Consider the following 15,094-nt stretch of genomic DNA (forward strand, 5'->3'; position numbering starts at 1 on the left):
CGCCCCGCGCCCCGCGCCCCGCGCCCCGCGCCCCGCGCCCCGCGCCCCGCGCCCCGCGCCCCGCGCCCCGCGCCCCGCGCCCCGCGCCCCGCGCCAAGATCGTGCTACATCATTGATGTAGTTGCCTCACTCACCCGAAGATGCCACTACATCCAGGATCGAGCACGATCTTGGTGCGTTTCCGCGTCGAGCACGATCTTGGTGCGTCTCCGCATCGAGCACGACCTTGGTGCGTCTCCGCGCGGAACCCGCCGGCTCCCGACTTGCGAGGGAGCCGGCGGGCGGGGGTCCGTCCGTCAGCGACTGGTGCAGGTCACCGGCGGGACGCCGTTGGTGCCGGTGGCACTGGCGAGGAAACCGAGGCTGGTGGTGGCCCCCGCGCCGAGCGCACCGTTCCATCCGGCGTCCTTCACCGATACGGCGGCACCGGTCTGGGTGTACGTGCCGCCCCAGAGCTGGCTGATCTTCTGGCCGTCGGCGAACGTCCAGGTGAGCGTCCATCCGGCGATCGGTGTGGTGCCCGAGTTGCGTACCGTCACCTCACCCTGGAAGCCGCCCTGCCACGTACCGGTCACCTTGTAGGTCGCCGCGCAGCCGCTGGACGGCGGCGGGGTGGTCGGTGCCGGCGTGGTGGGCGTCGGGGTGGGCGTGGTGGGCGTCGGGCTCGGCGAGGTGGGCGTCGGGGTGGGGGTGGTCGGGGTGGGCCCGGGGGTGGTCGGGGTCGGGGTCGGCGTGCCGCCGAGTCGGTCGGCGACCAGGATGCCCCGGCCGTTGGTGCCGAGGTAGACCCGGCCGTAGACCCGGGGGTCGCCGGTCAGCGCCTCACCCGCGTTGCCGTACTGGTGCTGGTCGTCGTTGATCCGCACCCAGCCGGCGCCGGCGTTGTCGGACCGGTAGACGCCGGCCTTGCCGTCGACCGTGCCGACGGTGAACAACGCCGGGTACGTCTGCCCGGGGGCCGCCTTGCCGAAGCCGACGTTCACCGCCGACGACACGGTGGTCAGCTTGGCGAAGGTGGCCCCGGAGTCGGTGGAGTGCCACAGACCGCCCTCGCCGGCCAGCCAGACGTCGCCCTCCTTGCCGGGCAGCGCCTTGAACTTCACGTTCCCGGTGGTCGGCAGTCCGGTGGCGGCCGACGCGGTGAAGCTGGTTCCGCCGTTGGTGCTGAGGTAGAACTTCCCGCCGCTGAAGCCGTAGAACTTGTTCTTGTTGACCCGGTCGGACTCGACCACCGCGTTGGCCGGGATGCCGGTCGCCGCGGTCCACGAGTTGCCGAAGCCGACCGAGCGGACGACCTGCTGGCCGGCGTCGCCCGGGGCCCAGACGAACTGACTGCCGTCGGCCGCCGCGGCGACGGTGCCGCCGTTGTTGATCCCGGACGGCTCGCTGCCCTGGAACCAGTTCGCCCCGCCGTCGGTGGAGAACGCGACGTGGCTGTCGTTGGGGCGGTCCGAGTCGGTGAAGTTGCCGGCCCGCACCATCGTCGCCGGGTTGGCCTCGGCGTAGTCGAGGCTGGTGGTGCTGGTGAAGTTCGGCTGGGTGAACATCATCGACGGTACGGCGTTGAGGTCGGCGTGCCGGAAGCCGCCGATGTCACCGAGCGCGCTGACCAGTGGCGCCCCGGACGGCGGGCTGACCAGGTCGAGTACGGCGGTCTCCTCCAGGCCCTTGACCATCGGCTTGATGGTGAGCTGGCCGCCGGTGTCCCACTTGGTCAGGTCGGTGCTGCCGTAGATGGTCGCGCCGGTGCCATACAGGAACCGGTTGGAGTCGAACGGGTCGATCTCCAGCGACTCGTTCATCCAGCCCAGCTTCGGGGTCTCCTCCGGCGGGGACGGGTTGCTGCCGAAGGTCAGCCACGGCACCGAGCTGACGTCCATCGTGTACTTCTTGGTCTTGTTCGGGTAGCTGCCCCAGTCCCAGATCCGGGTCCAGGTGGCGCCCCCGTCGGTGCTGCGCCAGAAGATGGCGTCCGGCCACCAGGAGATCTGGGTGGCCACCATCAGGGTGTTCGGCTTCTGCCGGTCGATGGTCAGGCCGGTGTAGCCGAAGTAGGCGTCGGTGCTGGACGACGGGACCGGGCTGATCTGGGTCCACGCGCCGGTGGCCCGGTTGAACTTCCACACGTCGCCCTTGGCGCCGTCGTACGGGCCGCCGGTGTCGCTGGTGGCGATGTAGAGGAAGCCGCCGACCGGGTCCACCACGCCCTTGTGGGCCAGGTAGCCGGTGGGCTGGCCGGCGATCCGCTCCCAGGTGGTGCCGCCGTTGGTGGTGCGGTAGACCGGGTTCTGCTTGTCCGCCACGCCGACGTAGATGGTCTGCGTGGCGTTGCCCGTCGCACCGGTGCTCTTGTCGAAGCTGACCCAGGTCAGACCCTGGTTCTGGCTCTGGTAGCCGCTGGCGTCGTTGGGGTCGGCCCGGTAGTTGCCGACGTTCGGGAAGTTCGCCACCTTGGCCCAGGTGGCCCCGTAGTCGGTGCTGCGCCACAGCCCGTTGCCGCCCTCGGCCCCGTAGTACAGGACGCTGTTCCGGTTCGGGTCGACCGCCAGCCGCTCCCCCATGCCCCGGCCGGGCATGTTGCCGCCGTTCTTGAACGGCAGCGCGGTGGCCTGCCAGGTGGCGCCCTTGTCGGTCGAGCGCAGGATGGCGCCGTTGTTCGGGTCCCAGTCGTTGGTGTACATGCCGACCGCCGCGTACACCCGGTTGGTCTGCACCGGGTCGGTGGCCAGGCTGACCACGCCGTTGTAGCCCCACCTGTCGGCGCCGACCCAGTCGAGCAATGGCGTCCAGGACTGGCTGGCCTGCTCCCACCGGTACGCGCCGCCGATGTCGGTACGGGCGTAGGCCAGGTTCTTCTCGGTCTGGTTGAAGATGATGCCGGGGACGAAGCCACCGCCGTCGATCCGGACGTTCTTCCAATTGTACGGGTCGGCCGCCGCCGCGGCGGCCGGGGTGGACGGTGCGACGGTGAACTGGACGGCCACGACGGCCGTGGCGGCGGCCAGCACGGATGTGACCGCGCCGACGAGACTTCTCCGCATCTGCGGTTCCTCTCGGGATGCCAGGGTGGTGGGGACGCGACGCCCGAACCGGGGACGTCGACGGGTGCGGAGAGCTGCCCTGGCTCCCCGCCGGCACGCATGGCTCCCGCTGCCGAGGAAGGCATCAACAGTAACCGCTGCCCCGGCGAATTAGGAAGCGCTCCCAACTAACTCGGTCAGAAGAGCTGGTAGACGATGCCGTCGCCGACGTTCTCGCGACCGATCCCCAGCCCGTCCACCGGTCGGGCCGCCACGTCCGCCCACGGGGTGCCCGGCGCGTAGCCGGGCAGCAGCACCACCGTGCGCACCCCGGCCTGGCGCAGGTACGCCACCGAGGCGGCGTCCGGGAAGGTGGTGCTCGCCGCCCGGATCCGCTCCTGCGACTGCGGGGTGAACGAGGCCAGCCCGTTGACCACCTTCGGGAACCCGTCGGTCGACCAGAGCATCACGTGCAGCTCCCGGATGCCGTCGCTGGGCAGCACCAGCGCCGGGCCGGCCAGCCCGCGCAGCGCCGCCGGCTCCGCCGGCACCGGCACGTGCGGGGTGCGGTTGACCCCCTCCAGCAGCACCAGCGCCACCGGCAGCACCAGCGCCCAGCGGGCCAGCCGGACCCGACGGCCCGCCCGACCCGGCCCCGGCTCCGGGTCCCGCACGGTCAACGCCCCGGCGGCGAGCAGGCCCAGCAGCAGCGTCGTCCAGAGCACCAGCCGGCCGGGGGTGCGCACCCCGTCCCAGCCCGGGGCGTACCGGACCAGGGTCACGTACCCGGGCTCGCCGTCGCCGCCGAACGTGGTGCCCGCCGCGAGGGCCACGCTGACCAGCGCCGCGCCGGCCAGCGCCAGCCGGTACCGCAGCCGCCAGGCGGAGAAGAAGAGCCCGGCCACCGCCAGCGACAGCAGCACCACCCCGGGCAGCAGGGTCATCTCACCGGCGAAGCCGAGCGTGGCCCGGGCCGCCTCGTGCCGGGGGCCCCACAGCCAGGACTCCGGCGGGGCGGTGACGAACCCCCGCCACGGCGGGGAGAACATCGCGATCTGCTCCACCGTCCGCCGGCCGGCCGGGTGCCGGGCCACCACCTCGAAGTACGGCGCGGCCATCGCCAGGGTCACCCCGGCGAACGCGATCGCCCCGGCCAGGTCGGCCAGGAGCAGGCCGCGCGGCACCGGCGGCCGGACCCGCCGCCGCCACCAGACCCAGCCGTACGTCGCCGCGCCGCCCAGGCAGAGCAGCGCCAGCACGTACGCGAAGGGCAGGCCGATGCCGAAGCCGAGGGTGACCTGCCAGGCGGCGACCGCCCAGCCGGCCGCCGCCCAACCGGGCCGGACCCGGTCGGGCCGGTGGCCGTGCCGCAGCGACCAGCCGTGCCCGCGGGCGAGCATGGCCAGCGCGAGGGCGATCCCCCCGACGCTGAGCACGTGCAGGTGACCGGCCTGGGCCAGCTTCCAGGGCGCGTACGCGAACGACACCCCGGCCAGCGCGGACCCGGCCCGCCCCGCCCCCACCTGCCGGGCCAGCGCGTACGCCCCGACGAAGGCCAGCGCGTGGGTCAGCACGTAGAGCAGGTTGTAGCGGACCACCGCGGCCACCGGCCCCTCGCCGACCAGGCCGAACGGGGCGTAGCCGAGCAGGGTGTCCGAGTAGGCGTAGGTGTACGGCTCGGGGAAGAACGTGTTGGAGTGCCAGAGCCGCAGCGGGTCGGTGAGCAGGGCGTGCCCACCCCACGCCACCTGCCACGCCTGCAACGTCGGATCGCCGGTATCCTGCGGGATCGTGCCGGCCGGATCGCGCAGCGTCGGCCAGGTCAGCGCCACCGCCAGCAGCAGCGCGGCGAGCCCGGCGAGGGTCCACTCGTGCCGGGCCAGCCGCCACGACACCGCCGCCACCCGCCGGCCCGCGACCCGCATCCCATCGATTCCCATCTGTCCGCCCCCGCCTTTCGCCGACCGCCAGAGTGCCCGAGTCCGGTCCGCTTGTCGACGCCCCGCCGGGTCTGCCCCACCCGACCCGGATCACCCGGGTCGGGTGGGGGTGACTCACCCCGGCCGGCGGCAGCATCGCGGCTGGCGGGCCGTAACCGCCCGTCCCCGTGAGCGGGAGGAGGGACGCCGATGGCCGGCGCGATCACCGTGACCCGTACCGACCAGGACATCCAGACCGACGTGCTCGACGAGCTGACCTGGGATCCCCGGGTGAGCCCCACCGAGGTCGGAGTCACCGTCACCGAGGGGGTGGTGACGCTGACCGGGTGGCTGGACAGCTACGCCGCGAAGTGGGCGGCCGAGCGGGCCGCCCACCGGGTGGCCCGGGTCCGGGCCGTCGCCAACGACCTCACCGTCCGGATCGGCCCGTCGGCCGAGCGCACCGACCCCGAACTCGCCGCCGCCGCCCAGCACGCCCTGGAGTGGGACGCCTTCGTGCCGGTGGAGGAGCTGGAGGTCACCGTCGCCGCCGGCTGGGTGACGCTGCGCGGGGCGGTGGAGTGGGAGTACCAGCGCCGGGCCGCCGAGCGGGCGGTCGGCCGGCTGACCGGCGTACGGGGGGTGGGCAACGGTCTGACCGTCCGGCCGGCCACCGCCCCCACCGGCGTGGAACTGCCCGAACGGATCGTCGACGCGCTCGCCCGCAGCGGAGCCGTCGAGCCGGACCGGGTCAGCGTCCGGGTGTACGGCGACACCGTGCTGCTGGACGGCCTGGTCCACTCCGTGCCGGAGCGCGACGAGGTGGAGCGGGTGGTCTGGTCCGCGCCCGGTGTCCGGGAGGTGCACAACCACCTGACGGTGGCCCGCTGAGGACCACCCCGGCCGGGTGATCCGCCGTCACCCGGCCGGGCGGGAGGGTGGGAGACATGACTGATTCCGACGGGCTGATCCGGTACGGGAGCCCGGCCCCCGACTTCACCCTGCCGGCGATCCCGGACGGGCGACGGACGGGCCCCGGGCAGTTCCGCGGCCGGCAGGTGGTGGTGGGATGAGCACGCCGTTGCAGGTCACCGCCCGACTACGGGTGCCGGTGACCGAGGTCGACCACATCCGGGGGGCGGCGGACGCGCCGGTCACCATCGTCGAGTACGGCGACTTCCAGTGCCGGTACTGCGGGGCGGCGTACCCGAACCTGGCGGAGCTGCTGCGCCAGCGCGGCGACACGGTACGGCTGGTCTACCGGCACTTCCCGATCGACAACATCCACCCGTACGCGGAGAACGCCGCCGAGGTGGCCGAGGCGGCCGGGCGGCGGGGCCGGTTCTGGGACATGCACGACTGGCTCTACGAGCACCAGGACCAGCTCGACCCGGTGCACCTGTCGCTCGGCGTGGCGCAGCGGGACATGCCGCCGGACGAGGTCGGCGCGGAGGTCGACCGGCACGCCTACGGCGACCGGGTACGGCACGACTTCGTCGGTGGCATCCGCAGCGGGGTGAACGGCACCCCCACCCTGTTCGTCAACGACGACCGGCACGAGGGCGGGTACGACCTGCCCGCGTTGCTCGCCGCCGTCGACGCCGCCGCCGGCGCCTGAACCCACCGGCCCCGCCGCCCGGTCGCACCCCCGGGCGGCGGCCCGGCTCAGATGAGCCGCAGCTCGCGGGCCCGCCGGACCGCCTCCCGGCGACGGGTGGCGTCCAGCTTGCGGTAGATGTTGCGCACGTGCGTCTTGACCGTGTTGACCGACAGTGACAGCTCACCGGCGATCTCCACGTTGGACAGGATGCTCTGCAGGTAGCGCAGGATGGTCAGCTCCCGCTCGGTGAGCGGCTCGTCCAGCGCCCGCTGCGGCCCGCCCGGCGACCGCTCGGCCGGGTCCCCGCCACCACGCGTCAGCTCGCTGACCACCGGCCAGTGCGCCGTCCCCGAGTCGAGGTGGGCGGCGAGCAGGTCCCGTACCGCCGGTTCGGCCCGGGTGAAGACCCGCCGGTGGCCCTGCCGGCCGGCCAGGTCGAGCACCCGTTCCAGCAGCCGTCCGGCGCGCCGGTCGTCGCCGGCCCGCCCGGCCAGCACCGCCGCCAGCACGCCCGCGCCGAGTCGTACCGGCAGCGGCCAGCCGGCGGCGTCCGGCGCGTCCCAGTCGGGCAGCGCGTACCCGGCGGCCCGGACGTCACCGGCCCGCAGCTCCACCCGGGCCAGGGCCGACGCCAGCACCGGCGCGGGGTCCGGTGCCCCGGTGGCGAGCAGCCGCCGGGCGGTGTCCAGGTCGCCCTGCTCGCCCCGCAGGTCCGCCTCCAGGGCGAGCAGCCGGTCGGCCAGCTCCCCGCCACCGGGCAGCTCCTCGCGGGCCCGCAGCACCACCTCGATGGCGGCGGCCGGCTCACCGGCGTCGCGCAGCAGGGCCGCCCGGCACAGCGCGGCCACCGCCCCGACCGCCGGCCCGCCGTTCGCCGGTCCGGACGCCGCCAGCTCGGCGGTGGCCTCCGCCGGCTCGTCCCGGTACACCGCCACCAGGGCCAGCGCCAGGTGGGCGTACCCGCAGTCGGTCCGGCTCGACCAGCCCTGGCAGGGCGGCATGGCCAGGGCGGCCCGGGCGGTCTCCTCGGCGGGCACCAGGTCACCCGCGACGGCGTGCAGCAGGGCCGCCCGGGCCGCGCCGACCAGCTCGGTACGGGGCCGGTCGGCCTGCCGCGCCGCCGCCAGCGCCCCGGCGAACCGCGCCCCGGCCGCCCGCAGGTCCCCCTCGGCCAGGTCGGTCAGGGCGAGCGCCGTACCGGCCACCGCCCGCACGTCGGCGTCCTCCCCGGTGCGGGGGTCGTCGTCCGTGGGGAGGCCCGGGTCCGGGCCGGGCCCGTCGGGTCGCCGGCCCGCCGTCGGGTCGTCCCCGGGTCCGTCGCCGGTCGGCACCCGGGCCGCCATGGTGGCCAGCAGCCGGGCGGCGGCCCGGCGTACCTCCGGGTGGTCGCCGGCCAACCGGGCCAGGGTGAGTTCCAGTGTGGTGGCCAGCCGGCGGAACCGGTCGCGGCGCGGGGCCGGCAGCGACCGGGCCGCCGCCATCGCCTCCCGCAACCGGGCGGTCGCCGCCGCCGTGTCCCCCGCGTACGCCCGCTCGACGCCGGCCGCCAGCGCCAGCTCCGGATCGCGGCGGACCGCCTCCGCCGGGGGCGGCGCGGGCGGCGGGCCGGCGGACGCCGCCCGCTCGTACGGGACCAGCTCCGGCCAGTGGGTGAGCAGCAGCCCGGTGGCCCGGTCCCACTCCCCGGCGGTGAGCGCGTGGCGCAGCGCCTCGGCCGGCCGGTCGTGGTCGGCGTACCAGTCGGCGGCCCGCCGGTGCAGGTCGCGCCGGTCCCGCTCGGCGAGCCCGGCGAGTTCGTCGCGGAGCAGGTCGGCCAGCAACGGGTGCGGCCGGTACCAGGGCGGTTCGCTGTCGTCGCGGTGCAGGAAACCGCCGTCCCGGGCCAGCCCGGCCAGCAACTGCCCGGCGTCGGTGCCCCCGGTCAGCGCGTCGGCCAGGTCGGCCCGGACCGCCCCGCCGACCGCGCACCGCCGCAGCAGGTCCCGGGCCGTCGCCGGCAGCCCCGCCAGCACCTCCGCCCGCAGGTACGCCGCGACGTCCGGGTGGTCCCCGCCGAACCGCTCCGCCCACCGCTCCGGCTCGGGACGTCCCCGGGCGGCCAGCGCGGCGAACCGGAGCCCGGCCGGCCAGCCGCCGGTCCGCTCGGCCAGCCGGGCGACCGCCGCCGCGGGCAGCGGCACCCCGTGGGCGACCAGCAGGTCGGCCACCTCGTCGGTGGTGAAGGCCAGCTCGTCGGGGCCCACCTCGGACAGGTCGCCGGCCAGCCGTAGCCGGTGCAGCACCGGCGGCAGGTCGACCCGCGCCCCGACGACCAACCGCAGCCGCCCGGCGGAGTGCCGCAGCAGGAACTCCAGGCCGGTCAGCACCGCCGGGTCGGCGACCCGGTGCAGGTCGTCCAGGACCAGCCGCACCGGGCGGTCCCGGGCGGCCAGCGCGGCGGCGAGCAGTTCCAGTTGGTCGGGGCGGGGCGGGGCGGCCGGCACCGGGGCGTCCGGTTCGCCCCGCGCCGCGCCGCGCAGGGCCGCCGCGAGGTACGCCCAGAGTCGCTGCCCGCTGTCCCCCGGCTCGACCTGCACCCAGGCCGGCGACTCCTCGCCCGCCGCCCGCGCCCAGGTGGCGAGCAGGGTGGTCTTGCCCCAGCCGGCGGGGGCCCGGACCAGGGTGAGCGCCCCGGCCACCGCGTCGTCGAGGCGGCGCAGCAGCCGGGGCCGGAGCAGCACCGGCGCGGGCGGCGCGGGCGGGGCCAGCCGGGACGCCAGCAGCGGCGGACCGGCGGACGCCTCGGCGATCCCGTCGCTGCTGCGCTGCTGCGGCACCCGTCCCACCCCCAGTCGGCGCGTTCCTCCCCCGGTCGGCGGCGGTTACCCGGCGCGGCCCGGTTCACCCCTTCGGGACGAGCCCGGTTCACCCCGCCCCCGCCGACGATGGTCGTTCGGGCGGCCGGACGCGCGTGACCGGCCGCCCGCACACCGGTCGCGGCGCGAGAGGCAGGTGGTACGGATGGGACGGCTGGCCCGGGGCGGGTGCGCCCTCGCCGGCACGGCGCTCGGCGCGGTGGCGGCGCGCGCGGTGGTCGTACCCCGGCGACGACGCCGGCCACGCGTGGCGGGTGACGACCCGAGACCGGCCCGCTGGCAGGTGGTGACGGTCGGCGTACCGGCGGCGGAGCTGCTCCCCGACGGGCGGTGGCCGGTGCCGCTGCGCCCGCTCGACGGGGCGGTGGAGCTGTACCTGCGGCCCGCGCCCGGCCGGCGCGGCACCGAACTGGCGGTCCGGCCGCTCGGCGGGGTGGCCACCCTGCCCGGGATGGCCGCCCACCTGGTCGGCGACGACCCGGGCGGCTACCTGCGGAACGTGCTGCGCCAGGTCAAGCAGCTCGCCGAGACGGGCGAGGTGCTGCGGGCCGATCGCGCCCCGGTGGACCGCCCGGCGGTGCCCGGGTGAGGGCGCTGTGCTGGGAAGGCGCCGGCCGGCTCGCGGTACGCCAGGTGCCCGACCCGGAGCTGCGCAACGCGCACGACATGATCGTCCGGGTCCGGCGCAGTGCCACCTGCGGGGCCGACCTGCCGCTGCTCGCCGGCCGGCAGCCGCTGCTCGACGTCGGGGACGTGCTCGGCCACGAGTTCCTCGGCGAGGTGGCCGAGGTCGGCCCGGCGGTACGCCGGCACCGGGTCGGCGACCGGGTGGTGGTCTGCGCGGCGGTGGCCTGCGGGAACTGCTGGTACTGCCGGCAGGGGCTGCACTCCTGCTGCGACAACGGCGGGACCGCGCCGGCGGTCACCGAGTCGGCGTGGGGGCAGCCCACCGGCGGCTGCTACGGCCAGCCCCGGGCGACGGGCGGTTTCGCCGGCAGCCACGCCGAGTACGTCCGGGTGCCGTACGCCGACGTGGGGGCGTTCGCCGTGCCCGAGACGGTCAGCGACGACCGGGCGGTCTTCGCCTCGGACGCCGCCCCGGCCGGCTGGATGGGCGCCGAACTGGGCGAGGTCCGTCCCGGTGACGTGGTCGCGGTGTGGGGCGCGGGCGCGGTGGGTCAGCTCACCGCGCAGGCGGCGACGCTGCTCGGCGCGGACCGGGTGATCGTCATCGACCGGCACCCGGAGCGGCTGCGGATGGCCGAACTGCACACCGGGGCCGAGACGCTGCACTACGAACACACCGACGTCCCCGCCGAGCTGCGGGAACGCAGCGGCGGCCGGGGCCCGGACGTGTGCGTGGAGGCGGTCGGCGTGGCGGACGGTGGCGGGCGGCCGGTGTCGCTGGCCGACCGGTTCACCGGCCGGGCGGGGGTGGTCGAGGACCCGCTCGCCGTCCGGGAGGCGGTGCACGCCTGCCGCAAGGGCGGCACGGTCTTCGTCACCGGCACCTTCACCGGCTTCGTCGACGCCTTCCCGCTGGGCGCGGTGATGAACAAGGGGCTGACCCTGCGCAGCGCCCGGCAGCACGGCCAGCGGTGGATCCCGATGCTGCTGGACCGGATGGCCCGCGACGAGCTGCGCACCGAGCACCTGGCGACCCACCGGCTCCCCCTGGAACAGGGGCCGGCCGGGTACGCGCTGTTCCGGGACCGGGCGGACGGCTGCGTCCGGGCGGTCTTCACGCCACAGGGGTGAGGACCGGTCGCGGGTGGCACACTCGGCGGATGCGCGACGACCGCCCGTACGACATCGTCCTGTTCGGCGCGACCGGCTTCACCGGCGGGCTGACCGCCGAGTACCTGGCCCGGCACGCCCCGGCGGGGCTGCGCTGGGCGATCGCCGGCCGCAACCCCGCGAAGCTGGCGGCGGTCCGGGACCGGCTGGCCGACCTCGACCCGGCCCTGGCCGGGCTGCCGCTGCTCACCGCCGACGTCACCGACGCCGGGTCGCTGCGGGTGGTGGCGGAGAGCGCCCGGGTGGTGGCGACGACCGTCGGGCCGTACGTCCACCACGGGGAGCCGCTGGTCGCCGCCTGTGCCGCCGCCGGCACCGACTACCTCGACATCACCGGCGAGCCGGAGTTCGTGGACCTGATGTACGTGCGACACCACACCGAGGCGGTACGCACCGGCGCCCGGCTGGTGCACGCGTGCGGGTTCGACTCGGTCCCGCACGACCTGGGCACCTGGTACACCGTCAAGCAGTTGCCGTCCGACGCGCCGATCACGGTGGACGGGTTCGTCCGGGCGGGCGGGCGGTTCTCCGCCGGCACGTACCACTCGGCGCTCACCGCGTTCTCCCGTACCGGGGAGGCGGGCCGGGCCGCGAAGGCCCGCCGGGCGGTCGAGCCCCGGCCGGCCGGACGCCGGGTCCGCGCGGTGCCCGGCAAGGTCGGCCGGTCGGCGGCGACCGGCATGTGGGCGGTGCCGCTGCCCACCATCGACCCGCAGGTGGTCCGCCGGTCCGCCGCCGCCCGCCCGGAGTACGGACCGGACTTCCGCTACCGGCACTTCGCCGCGGTGAAACGGCTGCCGACGGTGCTGCTCGCCGGGGCGGGGATGGCCGGGGTGCTGGCCCTGGTGAAGCTGCCGCCGACCCGGCGCTGGCTGCTCGGCCGGCTCGCCTCCGGGCAGGGGCCGAGCGCGCAGCAGCGGGCGAGGTCGTGGTTCCGGGTGCGGTTCGTCGGCGAGGGCGGGGGCCGCACGGTCCGCACCGAGGTCTCCGGCGGCGACCCCGGGTACGAGGAGACGGCGAAGATGCTCGCCGAGTCGGCGCTCTGCCTGGCCCACGACGACCTCCCGGTGACGTCCGGGCAGGTGACGCCGGTGACGGCGATGGGCGACGCGCTGCTGGACCGGCTGGTGCGGGCGGGGATGACGTTCCGGGTGCTGGAGTCGCGGGGCTGACCGACGCGACGGGCGGCGGGCGAGGTGAACGGCGGGCGACCGGCGGCTTGACCCTCGACCTGGTTGAGGCGACAGCATCAGGGGCGTGGAGAGCGAGTTGCGGAGCATCGGCGAGTTGGCCCGGGCCAGCGGCCTGACGGTCAGCGCGCTGCGGTTCTACGACCGGTGCGGGGTGCTGACCCCGGCGGTGGTCGACCCGCTGACCGGTTACCGCTGGTATGCCGACGCGCAGGTGGCACCGGCCCGGCTGGTGGCCGGCCTGCGCCGGGTCGGCATGCCGCTGGCGGAGATCGCCGCCGCGCTGCGGCTGCGGGACGAGCCGGCACAGGTCGGGCAACTGCTCGACGCGCACCTTCGCCGGCTGGAGGACGGTCTCGCCGACGCCCGCCGTGAACTCTCCCGGATCCGCGCCCTGATCGATCCCGAGGAGAACCCGATGACCACCCGAATCGTCCTGTCCCGCGCCGAACTGGCCGCCGCCGTCGACGCCGTCCGGTTCGCCGTCGGCAGCGACCCCGAACTGCCGGTGCTCGCCGGCGTACTGCTCGACGTGGAGCCGGACGGGGTACGGCTGGTCGCCACCGACCGGTACCGGCTGGCGGTGGCCCGGGCCGCCGGCCGGGTGGACGGCCCGGCGGTCCGGGCGCTGCTGCCGGCGGCGTCGATCGACGAGATCCGGGCGCTGCTGGACACCGGCGCCGGGCTGACGGCGGAGGCGCACCTGACGGTCGCCGAGAGCCGGGTCACCGTCACCGTCGCCGGTGCCGTGGCCAGCGCGACGGTCCTGCCGTACGAGTTCGCCGACTACCGCCGGCTGCTGCGCCGGCCGACCGGCGCGCCGGCCCGGCAGGTCCCGGTCGACGTGGCGACCCTGCGCGCCGCGCTGCGGGCCAGCACCCACACCGTCACCCGGGTACACGACGGGGTGGCGCTGCCGGTGACCGTGCTCGGGGTGGACGACCGCAACGGGCTGCGCCTGGTCGACGCGGCCGAACTGGCCGGGCCGGGCGGGGACGACCTGCTGGTCGGGGTGAACGGCGACTTCCTGCTCGACGCGCTGGACGCCGCCGGTGGCCCGCAGTTGGTGCTGGAACTCGACGGCCCGATCGCCCCGCTGGCCGTGCGCCGGCCCGGCGACGAGGACACCTTCTCGATCCTGATGCCGATCCGGCTCTGACCCGCGAAGGTCGGGACCGGGCTGGCGTGCCCTCCCGGGGCCGTCACGGAAGGTGACGAGCGCCGGCCCGGTGGGGACGTCGACATCGACGGCTCCGCCGGGCCGGGCCGGGGGCGAAAGGCCGCGACGGTAGCATCTGGGGGTCTCACCTGACTGCCTGGACGGAGGCGTACGGAGCAGCATGCTCGACATGGAGTTGATCCGGAAGGATCGCGAGGCGGTGGCGACCGCGCTGGCGAAGCGGCTGGATCCCGCCGAGGTCAATCGGGTGCTGGACGAGATCCAGCGGCTCGACCAGGAACGCCGCGCCCTGATCACGGAGATCGACGCCGAGCGGCAGCGCCGCAAGGCCGAGGCCCGGGCGTACGCGCAGGCGAAGCGGGCCGGCAGCACGCCGGAGTCCGTCGCGCCGGAGGCCGAGCGCAAGCAGCTCGCCGAGCTGGAGTCCCAGCTCGACGAGGTGCAGGCCCGGCTGCGGCGGACGATGAGCGAGCTGCCCAACCTGCCCGCCGACGACGTCGTCCCCGGCGGCAAGGAAGCCAACCGGGTGGTGAAGACGTTCGGCGAGCCGCCGGTCATCGAGAAGATCCGCGACCACGTGGAGCTGAGCCGCGCGCTCGGTCTGGTCGACCACGAGCGGGGCGTCAAGCTCGGCGGCTCCGGCTTCTGGATGTACACCGGCCTGGGCGCCCGGCTGGAGTGGGCACTGCTCAACTGGTTCATCGACGAGCACGTCCGGGCCGGTTACGAGTTCCTGCTCCCGCCGCACCTGCTGCTGGACACCGCCGGCTTCGCCGCCGGCCAGTTCCCCAAGTTCTACGACGACGTCTACCACCTCGACCGGGAGTCCGCCCCGCGCGGGCAGTTCCTGCTGCCCACCTCGGAGACGGCCATCCTCGGCGCGTACCAGGACGAGATCCTGGAGACGCCGAAGCTGCCGCTGAAGGCGTTCGCGTACACCCCCTGCTACCGCCGGGAGGCGGCCGGTTCGCACTCCGACGAGCGCGGCACCGTCCGGGGTCACCAGTTCAACAAGGTGGAGATCTTCCAGTTCACCCTGCCCGAGCAGGCCGACGCGGCGCTGGAGGAGATGCTCGCCCACGCCGAGAGCCTGGTCGAGCGGCTGGGCCTGCACTACCAGCGCAGCCTGCTCTCCGCCGGTGACGCCAGCGCCTCGATGAAGAAGACCCTCGACATCGAGGTGTGGATGCCGAGCACCGGCAAGTACAAGGAGGTCTCGTCGGTCTCCTGGGCCGGCGACTACCAGGCCCGCCGGGCGGCCATCCGCTACCGCGAGCCGGGCGGCAAGCAGACCCGCTTCGTGCACACCCTCAACGGCTCGGCGCTGGCCACCAGCCGGCTCTTCCCGGCCATCCTGGAGCAGTTCCAGCAGCCCGACGGCTCGGTGCTGGTGCCCGAGGTGCTCCGCGACCGGCTCGGCACCGACCGGCTCACGCCGATCCGCTGACTGTCCCGCCCGTCGGCCGGGCGGCGGCAACCGGGAGCTACCGGCTGCCGCCGCCCACCGCACGGCACCGCGACGGCCGCGCCCCC

General features: G+C 75.6%; 11 protein-coding genes. 8 read left to right on the forward strand and 3 right to left on the reverse strand.

Features of this window, described 5'->3' with window-relative positions; all coding sequences use genetic code 11:
* Positions 1–296 precede the first annotated feature (296 nt).
* Together ACIQG9_RS24795 and ACIQG9_RS24800 are read right to left on the reverse strand one after the other, a co-directional pair.
* Positions 297–3,041 carry a cellulose binding domain-containing protein gene (locus tag ACIQG9_RS24795; RefSeq protein ID WP_400406693.1) on the reverse strand — a complete coding sequence of 915 codons (2,745 nt, stop codon included), beginning with the start codon at positions 3,039–3,041 and terminating at the stop codon, positions 297–299.
* A 176-nt stretch (positions 3,042–3,217) separates the two neighbouring features.
* The gene (locus ACIQG9_RS24800) at positions 3,218–4,960 is read right to left on the reverse strand and encodes a hypothetical protein (protein WP_400406700.1); all 1,743 of its coding nucleotides are present in this window, start codon (positions 4,958–4,960) and stop codon (positions 3,218–3,220) included.
* A 189-nt stretch (positions 4,961–5,149) separates the two neighbouring features.
* Here ACIQG9_RS24800 and ACIQG9_RS24805 point away from each other — a divergent pair, with 189 nt between their 5' ends.
* The 3 genes from ACIQG9_RS24805 to ACIQG9_RS24815 are packed head-to-tail and all read left to right on the forward strand — an operon-like array spanning position 5,150 to position 6,557.
* The gene (locus ACIQG9_RS24805) at positions 5,150–5,830 is read left to right on the forward strand and encodes a BON domain-containing protein (RefSeq protein WP_400406704.1); all 681 of its coding nucleotides are present in this window, start codon (positions 5,150–5,152) and stop codon (positions 5,828–5,830) included.
* 56 nt (positions 5,831–5,886) lie between these two features.
* The gene (locus ACIQG9_RS24810) at positions 5,887–6,012 is read left to right on the forward strand and encodes a hypothetical protein (RefSeq protein WP_400406710.1); all 126 of its coding nucleotides are present in this window, start codon (positions 5,887–5,889) and stop codon (positions 6,010–6,012) included.
* Entirely contained in the window at positions 6,009–6,557 is a 549-nt protein-coding gene (locus ACIQG9_RS24815) for a DsbA family protein (protein WP_400406713.1), read from the forward strand. Before ACIQG9_RS24810 ends, ACIQG9_RS24815 begins: the two co-directional genes overlap by 4 nt.
* A 47-nt stretch (positions 6,558–6,604) precedes the next feature.
* Here ACIQG9_RS24815 and ACIQG9_RS24820 read toward each other — a convergent pair whose 3' ends face one another.
* A complete protein-coding gene (locus ACIQG9_RS24820) occupies positions 6,605–9,370 on the reverse strand; it encodes a LuxR C-terminal-related transcriptional regulator (RefSeq protein WP_400406915.1) in 2,766 nt (921 codons plus the stop codon).
* 169 nt (positions 9,371–9,539) lie between these two features.
* Between ACIQG9_RS24820 and ACIQG9_RS24825 the strand changes: the two genes are divergently transcribed.
* The 5 genes from ACIQG9_RS24825 (at position 9,540) to serS (ending at position 15,008) form a co-directional block, all read left to right on the forward strand.
* Entirely contained in the window at positions 9,540–9,983 is a 444-nt protein-coding gene (locus tag ACIQG9_RS24825; RefSeq protein ID WP_400406716.1) for a hypothetical protein, read from the forward strand.
* A complete protein-coding gene (locus tag ACIQG9_RS24830) occupies positions 9,980–11,152 on the forward strand; it encodes a zinc-dependent alcohol dehydrogenase (RefSeq protein ID WP_400406719.1) in 1,173 nt (390 codons plus the stop codon). The genes ACIQG9_RS24825 and ACIQG9_RS24830 overlap by 4 nt, the downstream gene beginning before the upstream one ends.
* A 29-nt stretch (positions 11,153–11,181) precedes the next feature.
* Positions 11,182–12,363, forward strand: coding sequence for a saccharopine dehydrogenase family protein (locus ACIQG9_RS24835; protein WP_400406722.1), 1,182 nt, complete (start codon positions 11,182–11,184; stop codon positions 12,361–12,363).
* A gap of 97 nt (positions 12,364–12,460) precedes the next feature.
* Complete coding sequence (locus tag ACIQG9_RS24840) at positions 12,461–13,540, forward strand: MerR family transcriptional regulator (RefSeq protein ID WP_400406918.1); 1,080 nt, start codon at positions 12,461–12,463, stop codon at positions 13,538–13,540.
* A 181-nt stretch (positions 13,541–13,721) separates the two neighbouring features.
* Positions 13,722–15,008 carry a serine--tRNA ligase gene (serS, locus tag ACIQG9_RS24845; protein ID WP_400406725.1) on the forward strand — a complete coding sequence of 429 codons (1,287 nt, stop codon included), beginning with the start codon at positions 13,722–13,724 and terminating at the stop codon, positions 15,006–15,008.
* The last annotated feature ends 86 nt before the right edge of the window (positions 15,009–15,094 follow it).

It is taken from the genome of Micromonospora sp. NPDC092111 (assembly GCF_044755745.1).
Classification (GTDB): domain Bacteria; phylum Actinomycetota; class Actinomycetes; order Mycobacteriales; family Micromonosporaceae; genus Micromonospora.

Excerpts from the sequence above, each read along its gene's own strand:
- ACIQG9_RS24795 (WP_400406693.1), bottom strand. The coding sequence starts at position 3,041 with ATGCGGAGAAGTCTCGTCGGCGCGGTCACATCCGTGCTGGCCGCCGCC.
- ACIQG9_RS24800 (WP_400406700.1), bottom strand. The coding sequence starts at position 4,960 with ATGGGAATCGATGGGATGCGGGTCGCGGGCCGGCGGGTGGCGGCGGTG.
- ACIQG9_RS24805 (WP_400406704.1), top strand. The coding sequence starts at position 5,150 with ATGGCCGGCGCGATCACCGTGACCCGTACCGACCAGGACATCCAGACC.
- ACIQG9_RS24810 (WP_400406710.1), top strand. The coding sequence starts at position 5,887 with ATGACTGATTCCGACGGGCTGATCCGGTACGGGAGCCCGGCCCCCGAC.
- ACIQG9_RS24815 (WP_400406713.1), top strand. The coding sequence starts at position 6,009 with ATGAGCACGCCGTTGCAGGTCACCGCCCGACTACGGGTGCCGGTGACC.
- ACIQG9_RS24825 (WP_400406716.1), top strand. The coding sequence starts at position 9,540 with ATGGGACGGCTGGCCCGGGGCGGGTGCGCCCTCGCCGGCACGGCGCTC.
- ACIQG9_RS24835 (WP_400406722.1), top strand. The coding sequence starts at position 11,182 with ATGCGCGACGACCGCCCGTACGACATCGTCCTGTTCGGCGCGACCGGC.
- serS (WP_400406725.1), top strand. The coding sequence starts at position 13,722 with ATGCTCGACATGGAGTTGATCCGGAAGGATCGCGAGGCGGTGGCGACC.